Origin of the sequence: Pseudacidovorax intermedius (assembly GCF_001476815.1) — a bacterium.
GTDB classification, from domain to species: domain Bacteria; phylum Pseudomonadota; class Gammaproteobacteria; order Burkholderiales; family Burkholderiaceae_C; genus Xenophilus; species Xenophilus intermedius_A.
Genome location: NZ_LDSL01000185.1, coordinates 1 through 14893 on the forward strand (window position 1 = coordinate 1; position 14893 = coordinate 14893).

Annotated in this window: 16 protein-coding genes; 9 read left to right on the forward strand and 7 right to left on the reverse strand. The window is 71.3% G+C overall.

Annotated elements, in window-relative coordinates:
• Window positions 1-101: 101 nt before the first annotated feature.
• Genes NS331_RS23410 through NS331_RS23420 form a run of 3 tightly spaced genes read left to right on the forward strand, consistent with a single transcriptional unit; the run spans window position 102 to window position 2194 of the window.
• Entirely contained in the window at window positions 102-791 is a 690-nt protein-coding gene (locus NS331_RS23410) for an amino acid ABC transporter permease (protein ID WP_058644336.1), read from the forward strand.
• A gap of 5 nt (window positions 792-796) precedes the next feature.
• On the forward strand, window positions 797-1462 hold the full coding sequence (locus NS331_RS23415) for an amino acid ABC transporter permease (protein WP_058644337.1): 666 nt from the start codon (window positions 797-799) through the stop codon (window positions 1460-1462).
• 57 nt (window positions 1463-1519) lie between these two features.
• Window positions 1520-2194: a GntR family transcriptional regulator gene (locus tag NS331_RS23420; protein WP_058644338.1), complete on the forward strand. Its 675-nt coding sequence runs from the start codon at window positions 1520-1522 to the stop codon at window positions 2192-2194.
• Window positions 2195-2268: 74 nt separating this feature from the next.
• On the opposite strand, the gene NS331_RS23425 is transcribed toward NS331_RS23420, so the two are convergent.
• From NS331_RS23425 to NS331_RS23445, 5 genes are all read right to left on the reverse strand, one after another.
• The gene (locus NS331_RS23425; RefSeq protein WP_082702723.1) at window positions 2269-2619 is read right to left on the reverse strand and encodes a helix-turn-helix domain-containing protein; all 351 of its coding nucleotides are present in this window, start codon (window positions 2617-2619) and stop codon (window positions 2269-2271) included.
• Between the two features lie 4 nt (window positions 2620-2623).
• Window positions 2624-3961: a type II toxin-antitoxin system HipA family toxin gene (locus tag NS331_RS23430; RefSeq protein ID WP_193758189.1), complete on the reverse strand. Its 1338-nt coding sequence runs from the start codon at window positions 3959-3961 to the stop codon at window positions 2624-2626.
• A 93-nt stretch (window positions 3962-4054) separates the two neighbouring features.
• Window positions 4055-5287, reverse strand: a complete 1233-nt coding sequence (locus tag NS331_RS23435; protein WP_058644340.1) for a beta-ketoacyl-[acyl-carrier-protein] synthase family protein — start codon at window positions 5285-5287, stop codon at window positions 4055-4057.
• Window positions 5288-5312: 25 nt separating this feature from the next.
• Window positions 5313-5603: an acyl carrier protein gene (locus NS331_RS23440; RefSeq protein ID WP_058644341.1), complete on the reverse strand. Its 291-nt coding sequence runs from the start codon at window positions 5601-5603 to the stop codon at window positions 5313-5315.
• 3 nt (window positions 5604-5606) lie between these two features.
• Window positions 5607-6473: an alpha/beta hydrolase gene (locus NS331_RS23445; protein WP_242873869.1), complete on the reverse strand. Its 867-nt coding sequence runs from the start codon at window positions 6471-6473 to the stop codon at window positions 5607-5609.
• 175 nt (window positions 6474-6648) lie between these two features.
• Between NS331_RS23445 and NS331_RS23450 the strand changes: the two genes are divergently transcribed.
• Entirely contained in the window at window positions 6649-7323 is a 675-nt protein-coding gene (locus NS331_RS23450) for a response regulator transcription factor (protein ID WP_058644348.1), read from the forward strand.
• Window positions 7320-8735, forward strand: a complete 1416-nt coding sequence (locus tag NS331_RS23455; RefSeq protein WP_058644343.1) for a sensor histidine kinase — start codon at window positions 7320-7322, stop codon at window positions 8733-8735. The genes NS331_RS23450 and NS331_RS23455 overlap by 4 nt, the downstream gene beginning before the upstream one ends.
• An 86-nt stretch (window positions 8736-8821) precedes the next feature.
• On the opposite strand, the gene NS331_RS23460 is transcribed toward NS331_RS23455, so the two are convergent.
• Entirely contained in the window at window positions 8822-9712 is an 891-nt protein-coding gene (locus tag NS331_RS23460; protein WP_058644349.1) for a helix-turn-helix domain-containing protein, read from the reverse strand.
• Between the two features lie 184 nt (window positions 9713-9896).
• Between NS331_RS23460 and NS331_RS23465 the strand changes: the two genes are divergently transcribed.
• The 3 genes from NS331_RS23465 to NS331_RS23475 are packed head-to-tail and all read left to right on the forward strand — an operon-like array spanning window position 9897 to window position 13688.
• Window positions 9897-12023: a molybdopterin-containing oxidoreductase family protein gene (locus tag NS331_RS23465; RefSeq protein WP_058644344.1), complete on the forward strand. Its 2127-nt coding sequence runs from the start codon at window positions 9897-9899 to the stop codon at window positions 12021-12023.
• Window positions 12024-12042: 19 nt separating this feature from the next.
• The gene (locus NS331_RS23470; protein ID WP_058644345.1) at window positions 12043-12354 is read left to right on the forward strand and encodes a ferredoxin family protein; all 312 of its coding nucleotides are present in this window, start codon (window positions 12043-12045) and stop codon (window positions 12352-12354) included.
• Complete coding sequence (locus NS331_RS23475; protein ID WP_058644346.1) at window positions 12351-13688, forward strand: FAD-dependent oxidoreductase; 1338 nt, start codon at window positions 12351-12353, stop codon at window positions 13686-13688. The genes NS331_RS23470 and NS331_RS23475 overlap by 4 nt, the downstream gene beginning before the upstream one ends.
• Before the next feature lie 13 nt (window positions 13689-13701).
• Here NS331_RS23475 and NS331_RS23480 read toward each other — a convergent pair whose 3' ends face one another.
• Window positions 13702-14631, reverse strand: coding sequence for a LysR family transcriptional regulator (locus NS331_RS23480; protein ID WP_058644347.1), 930 nt, complete (start codon window positions 14629-14631; stop codon window positions 13702-13704).
• A 104-nt stretch (window positions 14632-14735) separates the two neighbouring features.
• Between NS331_RS23480 and NS331_RS25845 the strand changes: the two genes are divergently transcribed.
• Window positions 14736-14893, forward strand: a 158-nt coding sequence (locus tag NS331_RS25845) for a ketopantoate reductase family protein (protein ID WP_193758190.1), incomplete at its 3' end; no start/stop codon positions are given.

Sequence of the window (14893 nt, forward strand, 5' to 3'; positions counted from 1 at the left end):
CTCCCCCGCCCTCTCCCGCGAGGGGAGCGGGAGCAAAACCCTGCGCGCGCTGCGGCCGCCTCATGCGCGGCGATGTGCTTGCAGCGCCAAGAACCACTGACATGAACTACGACTGGGACTTCAGCGCCGTCTGGGAATATCGCCAGATGCTGTGGACGGGCGTGCTCGGCACCTTCCGCATCGCGGCGGTGGCCATTGCCATGGGCGTGCTCATCGGCGCCGTGCTGGCCAGCATGCGCCTGACCAAGACGCGCTGGCTGCAATGGCCGGCGCTGTGGTTCACCGAGTTCTACCGCAACACGCCGCCGCTGGTGCATTTCTTCTGGGCCTTCTATGCCCTGCCCGTCGTGCTGGGCGTGAGCCTGGACCCGTACGTCGCGGCCATCATCGCCCTGTCCACCCAGTCGGGCGCCTTCTATGCCGAGGTGTTCCGCGGCGGCGTGGTCAGCATCGACCGCGGCCAGTGGGAAGGTGCCCGCGCCCTGGGCATGCGCCCTGCCCTGGTGTTGCGGCGCGTGGTGCTGCCGCAGGCCCTGCAGCGCATGCTGCCGCCCTTCATGGAGCGCTCCTTCGAGCTCATCAAGACCACCGCGCTGGCCTCGACGCTGGCGTATTCCGACCTGCTCTACCAGGCCATGCAGGTCAACAGCATCACCTTCCGCCCGCTGGAGGTCTACACCGTGGTGGCGGCCATCTTCTTCGTCACGCTGCTGGTGCTGAGCCTGCTGGCGCACCTGCTGGAGGCACGGCTGACCCGCGCCACCCGGCCCGTTTCCGCAACCGCGAGGTGACCGGCATGGACTTCTCGTGGGACTTCACGCCGGTGCTGCAGAACTGGCCCGTGCTGCTCAAGGGCGTGGGCATGACCGCGCTGCTCTGGGCCATCGCCTTCCCGCTGTCGATGGTGCTGGGCCTGCTGCTGTCGCTGGCCACCGGCTCGGGCCGGCGCGTGCCGGTGCTGCTGGGCAGCAGCTGGGTGGAGCTGTTCCGCAACACGCCGGTGATGGTGCAGCTGATCTGGTTTTTCTACGCCTTTCCCATCCTCACCGGCGTGCAGCTGACGCCGCTGGTGGCGGCGCTGTGCGGACTGGTGCTCAATGCCTCGGCCTACTGCTCCGAGATCTTCCGCGGCGGCATCGCCTCGCTGCCGCGCGGGCAGTGGGAGGGCGCCCGCGCCCTGGGCATGACGCGCACCCAGCTGATGCGTCGGGTGATCGTGCCGCAGGTGCTGGCGCGCATGCTGCCGGCCTTCACCAACCGCGGCATCGAGCTGGCCAAGAACACCTCCATCGCCTCGGTCATCGCCGTGCAGGAGCTGATGTACCAGGGCCGCGCCCTGTCGGCCGCCTTCTACCGGCCGCTGGAGATCCTTACGGCCGTGGGGCTCATCTACTTCGTGCTGATCTACCCGGGCTCGTACCTGGCCTCGCGGCTGGAGAAGCGCTTCGCGCTGCGGGCCTGAAGCTCTGCACCACGCGCGCCGCCGCATCGAGCCCTCGCCGAGAATCGCGCCCACACCATGAGCAGCATCCCCCGTTTCGAGCCCCTGCCCACGCTGACCCGCCGCGACCAGGTGGCCGAGACGCTGCGCCGCGCCATCCTGTCCGGCCGCATCGCACCGGGCACGCAGCTGGTCGAAAGCCGGCTGGCCGGCGACCTGGCCGTGAGCCGCGGCCTGCTGCGCGAGGCCATCCGCGAGCTGATCGAAAGCGGCCTGGCCACCAACCGGCCCTATGCCGGCACCTTCGTCACCGAGGTGAATGCCGCGGTGCTGCGCGACGTGTACGAAATGCGCCGCGTGATGGAGACCCAGGCCTACCGGCGCGTCTGGCCGCTGCGCGACGCGGCCTTCCGCAGCGAACTGCAGGCCCGCTTCGACCACATGATCGCGGCCGTGCGCAGCGACGACCTGTCGGAGGAGATCCGCGCCGAGGCGCATTTCCACGGCCTGGTGTACGAGCGCTGCGGCAACCACCTGATGCCCGCCTTCTGGCAGCAGATGACGCAGAAGATCCAGCTGGGCTTCGCCATCTGCCAGATCGCGCATGCGCCCAAGGTGGACTTCGAGGCCAACCACCGGCGCTTCCTGGACTGCGCCCTGGGCGACAGCCTGGACGACATGGTGAACGAGCTCGACATGCACCTGGACCGCGGGCTGGCGACGATCCAGTTCGAGGCGGGCGGCGCGGCCTGAGTCACGACAGGCGTTCAAGCCGTCCCGAACCTGGCGCCAAGCTTGCGTACCAACCCATCTGTCGCTGGCAAAACTCATTCGGACCTTCGCTCGCCCTCCGCACGCTGCTGCGCGATCGGCATCAGGTCGCGTGCCGAGATCGAGTCACTGCGTTTCGGCACGAAGCCGACCTGCAGGCCGAAGATACCGGCAATCTTCTCCAACGTGTCCACGGTGGGGTTGGCGTTGTCGGCCTCGATGCGGCGCAGGATCTGCACGCTCAGTCCACGGTGGCGGGCGAACTCGGGCTGCGTCAGCTTGCTGATGCGGCGCATGGCGGCGACGGCCTGGCCAATGGACAGTCGGCCGCTGCCGACGGCCTCGTAGAAGGCATCGCGGTACTGCCGCTCGAGCTCGGCGTCGGTGCGGGTGCGGCGCTTGTCCATGGCCTCAGGCACTCCGGCCGCTGGCGGGCCGCAGGGCCGACAGCGCGGCGAGCTGTTCGCACTGGCGGTCGATGGTGGGCCGGGAGGCATCGATGACCGCGGTCTCCACGCCACAACGCGCTGCCGTCTCAGGCAGACCGGCGACCACCTCGGCGAATGCCAGAAGCGCGGCAGCGATCTGGCGCCGCTCGGCATCCGGCACGTCCAAGGACTCGATGACCTGGCGCCAGTCGTCCTGCACACGGCCGGTCGCGTCTCGCCAGTGGCAGCTGCGGGCGATCAGCTCGCCATCCAGGAACATGGGCGCGAAGTCGAACAGGGGCGTGAGCTGCACGCGGCCATCGGGCAGTCGCTGCACGGCGGTGTTGCGGGCATGGTTGTCGGTGTTGCGCATGGCCAGGTTCAGCACGTCGCGTCGCAGGAACTCGAGGGTCTCGGCGAACGGGTCGGACACCACGGCCCGCAGCGCGCCCAGCAGATGGTGCTGGTTGGCAGCGATGCCGAAGCCGCGCAGGTCGGCCAGGCTCGCCAGGCTTTCCTGATGCAGGCGGAGCACCCGCCCGGCCTGCACCTGGCGGTCGAAGCGGCGCAGCAGCAACATGTCCCCGTGCAGTTGGGGATCGGCGCCGGTGCGCAGGCCGCATGCGGCGGCCAGGCGCAGATAGGCGGCCTCGTTGCGCAGCACGGTGCGGTCCTCCGGCGCCGGGCCGCGCGGCAACTTGAGCAGCCAGTGCGCCTGCGCTCGGTCGTCGGGCAGCGCCATGTCGGCGAACCAGCGGCCGTCGGCGTCCGTGCTCAGCAGGAACTTGGGCGCCACGCCCTGCACGCCCGTGGTGCCGGAAGCCAGCATGGCGTGCATCGACAGATGGTCGAGGACATCGGCGCTGCGGGCCTGCAGGTCTTGCCATGCGAAGCCGCGGGTGCTGGCTGGATCGGGGTTGCGCCGTGCGTGCTCTGCGAAGAAGGTGACCGCGCTCTGCAGCCGCAGGCAGCCGATGGGGTTGAAGGCCCCGGCCATGACGAGTGGCACGACAAGGCGCTCGTCATCCTGCAGCTGGAGTTGGGCCAGCAGGTAGCGGCGGCCCTTGCCTTGCGGCACCAGGTCATAGAGGAAGCCCGGTGCGCTGCGGTCGGGCTCCAGGCCCGAAGGCCCCGCGACATAGCGGTCTGGTGCCACACCCACCGGCAGGCGCAGCGACACCGGCCAGGGATCGGCAGCGCCGAACACGTAATCCGGCAGGTAGTCGATGCGGCAGCGGTCCGGACCCAATGCCCGCAACTCAGCGGCAGGCAGCCAGACGCCATCGCGGTGGATGTCGATGAGGGATGTCTGATCGCGCATTTTGGCGATCATGGTAGCCAAAATGCTTTGATCAAGCGAGCATTCTTGCCATCAAAGTGGTCAATTTATCACTGCTGAGTTGGGGCGTAGCGCTCACCCCACCTTGCTCGCAACCAGCACCGCATTCGTCCCACCGAACGCAAAGGCATTCGACATGACGTGCCGGATGCCGCCCACCGAGCGCGGCGCCAGGCCGTGCACCAGGTCCACGCCCAGCGTGGCATCGGCCCCGCTGGCGGCGGCGGGGAGATGGCCGGTGTCCATGGCGCGCAGGGCGCACAGGAGTTCGATGGCGCCGCCGCCGCCCATGATGTGGCCGTGCAGTGCCTTGGTGGCGCTCACGGGCACGCCGCGGTGGCCGAACACCTCGGCCAGCGTGGCGGCCTCGGCCGCGTCGCCGGCCACGGTGCCGGTGCCATGCGCGTTGACGTGGCCGATGTCGCCCGGCGCCAGGCCGGCGTCGGCCAGCGCGGCCCGCACGGCGCGCACCTGGCCTTCGCTCTGCGGAGTGCTGATGTGCACGGCGTCGCAGCTGCTGCCGTAGCCGGCCAGCAGCGCGCGCACGGCCACGCCGCGGCGCTCGGCCGATGCCAGTGATTCGATCACCACCGCGCCCGCGCCCTCGCCCAGCGCGAAGCCCGCGCGGTCGGCCGAGAAGGGTCGGCAGGTCAGGGCCGCCTCGGCATCCAGCGGAGCCAGCACGCGCATGCCCTGCCAGCCGGCGATGACGGCGGGGGTGAGCAGCGCCTCGTGCCCGCCGGCGATGGCCACGTCCACCCAGCCGCCGCGCACGGCGCGCAGCGCCTCGCCGATGGCCACGGCCGCCGACGCGCAGGCGCAGGCATAGCCGATGGCCGTGGCGCGCGCGCCGAAGGCCAGCGCCAGTTCGGCCGGCGCGGCATTGGGCATGGTGGTCAGCACCGAGGTGGGCCGCAGCCGCCGCTTGCGGGCATAGAGCTGCTCGGTGGACTGGTCGAAGCTGCTGGCGCCGGCCATGCCGCTTCCCCAGAACACGCCCAGGCGTTCGGCCGCCGGCTGCTGCGCGGTGCCGCTGCCCAGGCCGGCCTGCTCGGCGGCCTCGAAGGCGGCAGCCAGGGCCATGGCGGTGCCGCGGTCCAGCGTCACGCCGGAGGGCGCACGGGTCTTGCGGTCGTCGAAGTCGCGGCAGGCGGCCACGCCGACGGTGAACCGCTCCACGCCGTCGATGACGACCTCGCGCGGCGCGATGGCGCAGCGGTTGGCGGCCAGGGCCTCGTCCAGCGCGGGCACGCCGGTGCCCAGGGGACTGACGACGCCCAGCCCGGTGATGGCGACAGGAACGCTCATGACGGTCTTTCTGCGGCGGCCGTGCTCAGGCGTGCGCCGGCGTGGCGGAAGCGGTGCCGGCGCCCTGCTGCTGGGCCATGTGCGCGTCGATGGCGGCGCACAGGTCGCCGAGCGTGATGCCGGCCTCGCGCGGGTCCAGCCGTTCCTCGGGCAGGCGCAGCTTGAGCGCGTCTTCCACCGAGAAGATGAATTCCATCAGCGCGAGCGAGTCCAGGCCCAGGTCGGCCAGCGGCACCTCGGGCTTGAGCAGCGCGGGGTCGCAGCGGTGTTCTTCCTCGGCGATGCGGGCGATGGTCTGGAAGGTGGTCGACGGCATGGTTCAGCTTTCGGTGGAGGTGGAAGAAGAAGCGCAGGCAGGGGCGCGGCCCTGGGCCACGGCGCGGGCGAAACCGATCGTCTCTTCGGCCACCTGGCGGCGGTCGTTGTCGATCGAGATCATGTGGTAGCTGTTCTCCAGCACCACGGTGTGCAGCGGCGCGTGCGTGAGGCCGCGGGCCAGCAGGTCGATGTTGGACAGGCTGGCGACCTCGTCCTCGCGCGCATGCAGTGCCAGCACCGGGCAGCGCACGGCGGCGAGGCTGCGGCGCACGGCGCGGCGCAGGCGGTCGTATTCGCGCAGGTGGCCCACGCCGATGGCGGCGCAGCCGGCGCGGGAAATGCGGCGGTCCTTGAGCTCCTGCTCGATCCATTCGCGCACGCGCAGGTTCTTGACGCCATAGGGCGCGCGCTCGCGGTAGCGCCACAGGCGGCCCACCGGCGTGTACAGCGCCAGCGGCAGCAGCCAGCGGCTGCGGCGCACGCTCCAGCCGTCCATGCGCAGCGTGGTGGACATCAGCACCACGCCGGCCGCGGCCTCGCCCAGGCGGGCGACGGCGGCCAGGGCCAGTGCGGCACCAGCGGAGATGCCGGCCAGCAGCACTGTCTCGTGCTGCATGCGCAGCTGGCGGAATTCGGCGCACACGCGCTCCACCCAGTCGCCGAAACCGCTGCTGCGCTGGCCTTCGGCACCGGCCTCGGTGTCGAAGCAGTAGCCGGCGATGTGGGGCGTGCTGACGTGCCAGCCGCTGCGGCGCAGGCTGGACTGCAGGTGCAGCAGTTCGTCGGGCGTGCTGCACAGGCCGGGCAGCAGCAGCACGGCGCCGGCGCAGGCGCGGGAAGGGGTTGCGGACGGAACGGAAGCGGTCATCATGCGTCGGTCGGATCCGCGCCTCGGGCGGGCAGGGACATCCGTTGTGGGACAAAGATTACGCAGCCGCGCCTGAAGAAAGTCCCAAGAAATCCTGAAGAGTTCTTCAGGCGGAAATCAGGGGGCCGCGGGCATACTGCGGGCCCCGAAGCTCTCGCAAGTGCCCTTTCCGATCATGCGCATCCTCCTGGTGGAAGACGACCGCAAGGCCGCCCGCGTCCTGGCGCGCGGCCTGCAGGAGGAGGGTTTCGTGGTCGACGTGGTGCATTCGGCCGAAGAGGCCGACGAGGAAGCCTTCGTCAATGCCTACGGCCTGATCGTGCTCGACCGCATGCTGCCCGGCCTGGACGGCCTGAGCTGGTGCGCCGGGCTGCGCGACCGCGGCGTGGCCACGCCGGTGCTCATGCTCACCGCCCGCGACGCGCTGGGCGACCGCGTGGAAGGCCTCAACCGCGGCGCCGACGACTACCTGACCAAGCCCTTCGCCTTCGACGAGCTGCTGGCCCGCGCCCGCGCGCTGCTGCGCCGCTCCGACCTCGCGCGGCCGGCCGTGCTCACGGTGGGCGCGCTGCGGCTGGACCCGGTCAGCCATGCCGTCACGCGCCAGGGCCAGCCCATCGAGCTGACGCAGAAGGAGTTCGCGCTGCTGCACATCCTGATGCGCCATCCGGGCGAGGTGGTCAGCCGTGCGCGCATCGCCGAGCAGATCTGGAAGGACGACCTGATCGCCATCGACAACCTCATCGACGTGCACATGGGCAACCTGCGGCGCAAGCTGGAGGGCCTGGCCGACCCCACCATCGTGACCGTGCGCGGCCGGGGCTTCCGCCTGGCGGTGGGGTCGGCATGAACCTGGGCACGCTGAGCTTTCGCCGCCGGCTGGCCATCGTCCACTTCGCCGTCGTCACGGTGGTGATGGCGGTGGTGGCCTCGGTGGGCACCTGGGCCTTCTCCACCGACCTGCGCGGCGACCTGGACGACGCCATCCTGGCACTGGCCGAGCTGGAGGCCGGCATGCTGGCCACCGCCGAGCCCGGCACGCCGGTGGTGGTGCACGAGGCGGTGCGCAACCGCGGCCCGTCCTACGCGCGGGTGGACCGCCTGGTGCAGGTGGTGAACAAGGACGGCAAGGTGGTGGCCCGCAGCGCCAACATGGGCGCGGCCATGCTGCCGGTGGCCGCCGACCTGCGCGCGCAGATCGCCGACGGCGGCCCGGTGTACGACGAGCTGGACCGCTTCGCGAGCGAGCCCACGCGGGTGGTGGCGGTGGCCGTGCCGCACCGGCCCGACCTGCTGGCGGTGCAGGTCGCCGCCTCGCTGGAGGACGTGAACCATGCCGTGGCCAGCGCCGGCATCATGATGCTGCTGCTCACGGTGGTGCTGATCGTGGCGCTGGGCATCGCGGGCGAGCTGCTCACGCGGCGCGTGTTCAACGCCATCGACGACATCGTGGAACAGGCCCGCCGCATCGGCCAGCGCAACCTGGCCAGCCGCCTGCCGCACCCCGGCGCGCCCGACGAGATCGGCCGGCTGGTGGACACGCTCAACGACATGCTCGACCGCCTGGAGCGGGGCATCGAGGCGCAGCGCAACTTCACCGCTGATGCCTCGCACGAGCTGCGCTCGCCGCTGTCGCGCCTGCGGGCCGAGCTGGAGATCGCGCTGCGCCGCCCGCGCGACGCGGCCAGCTACGTGGAGACGCTGCGCTCGGCGCTGGACGAGGTGGAGTCGCTCACCCTGCTGGTGGAGGAACTGCTGGTGCTGGCCCGCCTGGACGCCGGCCAGGAGCGCGGCGAGATGGAATCGCTGCCGCTGCACGACCTCGTGTGCGAGACGCTGCGCCGCATGGCGCCGGTGGCGCGCCAGCGGCAGGTGGCGCTGACGGTGGACGAAGGCGCGCCGCTCACCGCCGTCTCGGCCCGCGTGCCGGTGCAGCTGGCGCTGACCAACCTGCTGGACAACGCCATCAAGTATTCGCCGCAGGGCGGCGCGGTCAACGTGCGCTTGATGGCGGACGCCGCCGCGCGCGAAGCGGTGGTGCGCGTCACCGACGAGGGCCCGGGCATCGAGGCCTCGGACATGCCGCACCTGTTCGAGCGCTTCTACCGCGGCGCCCGTGCGCGCGAGGCGGCCTCCGGGCTGGGACTGGGCCTGTCGCTGGCGCAGGCCGTGATGCATGCCCACGGCGCGCGGCTGGAAGCGACCAATGCGCCGGGTGGCGGGGCCTGCTTCGATCTTCGATTGCCGATGGCGGTGGGCTGAACGCCTGAGCGCCTGAGTGCCGGCGCGTCGTCGGGCGCCGTGCCGGGCGGCCCACCAGGTCGGGACGGGCGCTGCAGGCGCGCGGGTCAGGCCGCCGAACGTGCCCTGAATTCGCTCGGCGTGCAGCCGGTGGCGCGGCGGAAGGCCTTGGAGAAGCTCGCCGGCGTGGAGAAGCCCGCCGCATAGGCGATCTCCTCGATGGGACATTCCCGCTCGCGCAGCCAGGCCTTAGCCCGGGCGATGCGCCGTTCGGCGATGAAGGCATGCGGCGGCTGGCCGGTCGCGGCGCGGAAGCTGCGGGTGAAGTGGCCCACGCTCATGCAGGCAACCTCGGCCAGTTCGGCCACGCTGAGTTCCAGCTCCAGCCGCGCCTCGATGGCGTCGAGCACCCGGGCCAGCCGGCGGCTGTCCATGGGGCGCGCGGCCTTCTCGGCCAGCGGGCGGGCCGGGCTCTGATCGGCATAGTGGCGCAGCAGGTGCGCGCTGAGCGCCACCGACAGACTTTCCACCAGCAGCCGGCCGGCGCCGGACTCCTGGTCCAGCTCCGCCACGATCTGCTGCGCCACCAGGGCGACGAAGGGGTCGTGCTCGATGGTCTGGTAGCGCAGCACGGCGCGGGCGGGGTCGATGTCGAACTCGCGCTGCACGGTGTCGGCGAAGGGCTGGGCGGGCAGGAACAGGTGCAGGCAGTCGGCCATGGGCTCGACCACGTTGATGTATTCCTCCTCGATGCCGGCGGGGCACAGCCAGATGGTGCCGGGCCGGCCCACGGTGTTCTCGCGCCGGCCGCCGCCCATGCGGTCGACGCGGGTGTGGCCGCCCAGCTGGATGGCGACCTCGGTGTCGCGCGGCACCAAGCGCGGCAGTTCGCCCGCAGCGTGGCTCCAGCGCTCGGCCAGGATGTGCCGCCAGCCCTGCGCGTTGGAGGTCTGGTGCATCGTGCTGTTGACGTACTTGTCGACCGAGTGACCCAACATGGTGCTGGCGAAATGGAGGGGTGCCGCGGTGGCGGGCGTGGGGCGCGGCACGCAGTTTCCATGCCAATCGTGGAGGCAGCAGATGCGGACAAGAACAGAGCAAACCCGGACAAGGCGTTTCCGGCCGGGCATCGCCAGACTCGCAGCCATCCCACCGACGCGCCGACGAGCGAAAGGAATTCCCATGACCCGCACCACCGTGATGGGCGCCTGCCCGCATGACTGCCCCGACACCTGCTCACTCATCACCACGGTGGAAGATGGCAAGGCCATCGCCGTGCGCGGCAATCCCGACCATCCCTTCACCCGCGGCCGGCTGTGCGTGAAGGTCAACAACTACCAGGACCGGGTCTACAGCGACCAGCGCCTGCTCTACCCCATGCGGCGCACCGGCCCCAAGGGCAGTGGCCAGTTCGCGCGCATCGGCTGGGACGAGGCCATCGCCGAGATCGCCGCCCGCTTCAAGGACGTGATCGCGCAGGACGGGCCGCAGGCCATCCTGCCCTACAGCTACCTGGGTACGCAGGGCATCCTCAACGGGCTGAACGTGGGCGACCCGCTGTTCAACAAGCTGGGCGCCACGGTGTGCGAGCGCACCTTCTGCGACTCGGGCTCGTGCACCGCCTACATGATGACCATCGGCCACACGCCCGGCGTGGACCCGGAGAGCTTCGTGCATGCGCGCTACATCATCCTGTGGGCCTGCAACACGCTCAGCACCAACTCGCACCACTGGCCCTTCATCGAGCAGGCCAAGAAGAACGGCGCCAAGCTGGTGGTGATCGACCCGGTGCGCACCCGCACCGCGCGGCTGGCCGACTGGCACATTCCCATCCGCCCCGGCACCGACGGCGCGCTGGCGCTGGCCATGGCGCACATCCTGATCAGGGAAGGCCGGCTCGACCGCGACTACATCGCGCAGCACACCGTCGGCTTCGACGAGCTGGCCGAGCGCGTGGCGCAGTACACGCCCGAGTTCGCGGCCGAGGAGACGGGCATTCCGGTCGAGGACATCCTCAAGCTGACGCGCGAATACGCCAGCACGCCGCCGGCGGTGATCCGCATCGGCGTGGCGGTGGAGCGCCATGCGGGCGGCGGCCAGACGGTGCGTGCCATCTCCTGCCTGCCGGCGCTGATCGGTGCCTGGAAGCACGTGGGCGGCGGCCTGCTGCAGCTGCCCATCTGGGCCTTTCCGGTCAACTGGCCCGGGCTGATGCGCCCCGACCTGCAGCCGCCGTCGATGCGCGTCATCAACAGCTGGCGACTGGGGCCGGCGCTCAACGGCGAGCTGCCGGCGGGACCGCCCATCCGCGCGCTCTTCGTCTACAACGCCAACCCCATGGCCATGGTGTGCGAGCAGGACAGGATCGCCCAGGGCCTGGCGCGCGAGGACCTGTTCACCGTGGTCAGCGAGCATTTCATGACCGACACGGCCCGCTATGCCGACATCGTGCTGCCCGCCACCACGCAGCTGGAGCAGGAGGACATCATGTTCTCGTGGGGGCACCTCTACCTCAGCTACAACAACCAGGCCATCGCGCCGCTGGGCGAGGCGATTCCCAACACCGAGCTCTTCCGGCGGCTGGCGAAGGCGATGGACATCGACGACCCCTTCTTCCAGCGCAGCGACGCGCAGATGATCGCGGAGTCGATGGACTGGAGCAGCCCGGTGATGCAGGGCATCACGCTGGAGGAACTCAAGACCCGCGGCTACATGCGCCTCGCCATGCCGGGCGCCGCGGACTGGGCGCCGCACCGCGACGGCAACTTCCCCACGCCCTCGGGCAAATGCGAATTCAAGTCCTCATTGGCCGAGGGCGGCAACTTCGTCGCGCCGCTGTTCCGCCAGGGCTACGGCGCCGACCAGGCCGGCGAGCCCGTGGACCCGCTGCCGCACTACATCCGCCCCAACGAGGCGCGGGCGACGGCGCCGGCCCTGGCCCGGCGCTATCCGCTGAGCCTGATCTCGCCCAAGAGCCATGCCTTCCTCAACTCCAACTTCGGCAACCTGCCCGTGCAGCAGGCGCAGGCCGGCGAGGAGCAGCTGGTGCTCCTGCACCCGGACGACGCCGGCGAGCGCGGCATCGCGGCCGGCACGCCCATCCGCGTGTTCAACGACCGCGGCGCCTTCGAGGCCAAGGCCACCCTGTCGGCCGACGTGATGCCCGGCCTGGTGGTGGCGCCCTCGGGCTACTGGCATCGCAGCAGCCGTGGCAGCGGCAACGTGCATGCGATCACGCCGACGGTGTTTGCGGACCTGGGACGGGCGCCGACCTTCTCGGACACGCTGGTCCAGGTCGCGGCACTCTGAATCGGGAGACGGACACCCCATGCCCTACGTCGTCACCGACCTGTGCAGCGGCTGCCGCTACACCGAATGCGTCACCGTCTGTCCCGTTGAATGCTTCCACGTCGACGAACGCATGACCTACATCGACCCGGACAACTGCATCGATTGCGGCGGCTGCGCGCCGATCTGCCCTGTCGGCGCCATCCAGGCCGACTTCCTGCTGCCCGCCGACAAGCAGGCATGGATCGGCATCAACCGCGAGCGCGCGGCCCTGACGCCGGTGCTGACCCAGCGGCTGCCGCCGCTGCCCGGCGCGCCCGCCCTTCCGCAGGGGGCCGGCGGAGGCGGATGAACGTCGCGGCGGACGGCACGGTGCGCATCGCCATCGTGGGCGCGGGCCCCAGCGGCTTCTACACCGCCGAGGCCCTGCTGCGTGCCGGCGTGCCCGGGCTGCAGGTGGACCTGATCGACCGCCTGCCGGTGCCCCACGGCCTGGTGCGTTATGGCGTGGCGCCGGACCATCCCAAGCTCAAGCAGGTGGGCGCCGTCTTCGAGCGCATCGCCACCATGCCCGGCCTGCGCCTGCTGGGCGGCGTGGCGCTCGGCCAGGACGTGACGCTGGACGACCTGCGCCGTGGCTACCACGCCGTCGTGCTGGCCACCGGCGCCCCGCAGAGCCGGCGCCTGGGCATTGCCGGCGAAGACCTGCTGGGCAGCCATGCGGCCGGCAACTTCGTCGGCTGGTACAACGGCCATCCCGACCAGCGCGACGCCGGCTTCGACCTGTCGGCCGAGCGCGCCGTGGTGGTGGGCCACGGCAACGTGGCCCTGGACGTCGCGCGCATCCTGCTGCAGCCCGTGGACGTGCTGCGCCGCACCGACATCGCGGCCCATGCACTCGATACCCTGGCCGACAGCCGCGTGCGCGAGGTGGTCGTGGTCGGCCGGCGCGGCCCGGCGCAGACCCGCTTCTCGCCCAAGGAACTGCACGAGTTCGGCGAGTTGCCCGGCTGCGATGCGCTGCTGGATGCCAGCGACTGGCAGGCCCACCACTTCGAGCCCTCGCCCGCCACCGACACCGAGGCCCGCGCGGCCATCGCGCAGTTGCAGGCCTTTGCCGGGCGGGCACCCACGCAGGGGCGCCGCTGCGTCTTCCGCTTTCATCTGGCCCCGGTGGCCATCGTGGGCGAAGGCCGTGTGCAGTCGATGCGCTTCGCCCGGACGGCGGAGGCGCCGGAGCCGGGCGACGTGCAGCTGGACTGCGGCCTGGTGTTCGCCAGCGTGGGCCGGCAGGCCCTGCCGGTGGCCGGCGTGCCCTATGACGCGGCGCGCGGCGTGCATGTGAATTCGCAGGGGCGCCTGGGCGATGCCGATGGACCGCTGGCCGGCCTCTACGTGGCTGGCTGGGCCAAGCGCGGCCCGCAGGGCACCATCGGCAGCAACCGCGCCTGCGGCATCCAGACCGCCGACGCCCTGCTCGCCGACCTGCCCTGGCTGCGCAGCCGGCCGCTGGTGCCCGCCCCTGCCCTGCTGGCCGCCCGCGAACGCGCCGTGGACCACGCCGCCTGGCGCCGCATCGACGCGGCCGAGGTGGCGCGCGGCGCGGCCGTCGGCAAGCCGCGCGAGAAGTTCACGGACGTGGCGCAGATGCGGGCCGCGGCGGGGCTGGCGGTGAAGGCGGCCTGAGCGCGTCTGGCGGTCAGCGCGGCCCGGTCCGTGCCGGGGCCGTGCGCAGGAACAACTCCGCGCAGATCCCCCGCAGCCACCGGTTGCCCGCATCCTGGTGGAAGCGCGCATGCCAGTGCTGCCGCACCGAGAAGCCGGGAATGGGCACCGGGCAGCGCAGCACGCGCAGGCCGCCCATTTGCGCCAGCGTCTCCCCGATGTGCCGCGGCAGGGTGGCGACGAGGTCGGTGGTCGACAGAATGGCAGGCAGGCCGAGGAAGCCGGGAATGCCCAGCACCACGCGCCGCTCGATGCCCAGGCGCCGGACGGTGCTGTCGAGCAGTTGCGCGCCGGTGCCGGAGACGATGCCGGCGTGCGCCTCGCGGCTGTAGTCCTTCAGGCCGAAGGACCGGGGCCGGATGCGCGGATGGTCGGGGTGCGCCAGGCACACCCAGTCCTGGTCGAACAGGGTCTGCTGGTAGAAGCCGGCCTCCAGCGCCGGGATCAGGCCCAGCGCCAGGTCGGCCGTGCCGGCCTCCAGCTCCGCCGCCATGCCGGCGTGGATGGCCGCCGCCTCCAGCGTAACGCCCGGCGCCAGCGCCCGCACGTGCGAGAAGAGCCGCGGCAGCAGCGTGATGTGGCTGGCATCGGTCATGAAGATGCGAAAGCGCCGCTGCATGGTCGCGGGGTCGAAGGCAGCGGGCGTCTCGGCCATGGCGCGCAGGCCGGCCAGCACCGTGCGCACGGTGCCGATCAGCGCCTCGGTCCGCGGCGTGGGCTGCATGCCCTGGGCGGTGCGCACGAAGAGCGGGTCGCCCATCTGCGTGCGCAGGCGGGCGAGCCAGATGCTGACCGTCGGCTGGGTCTGGCCCATGGCCTCGGCGGTGCGCGTCACGCTGCCGGTGCTGTGCAGCAGGTCGATCAGCTGCAGCTGCCGGCCATCGAGCAGGGGTAGGTCGGCCATGGCCGCTCCATCATGTGATTCCGACATGGAGTGTATGTGGCCCATGCTGTTCAGCCGATGGGCCGCAAGTCCAAGAATCGGCGCTGCTCTAAGAGGAATCCATCGTGAAGATCGCAGTTCTCGGCGCCGGCGCATTGGGTTGCGCCATCGGCGGCGCGCTGGCCGAGGCCGGCAACGACGTGGTGCTCATCAACCGCAACCGCGCCCACGTCGAGGCCATCCGCGCCGGCGGCCTGCGCATGCGCGGCCCGGCGGGCGAACG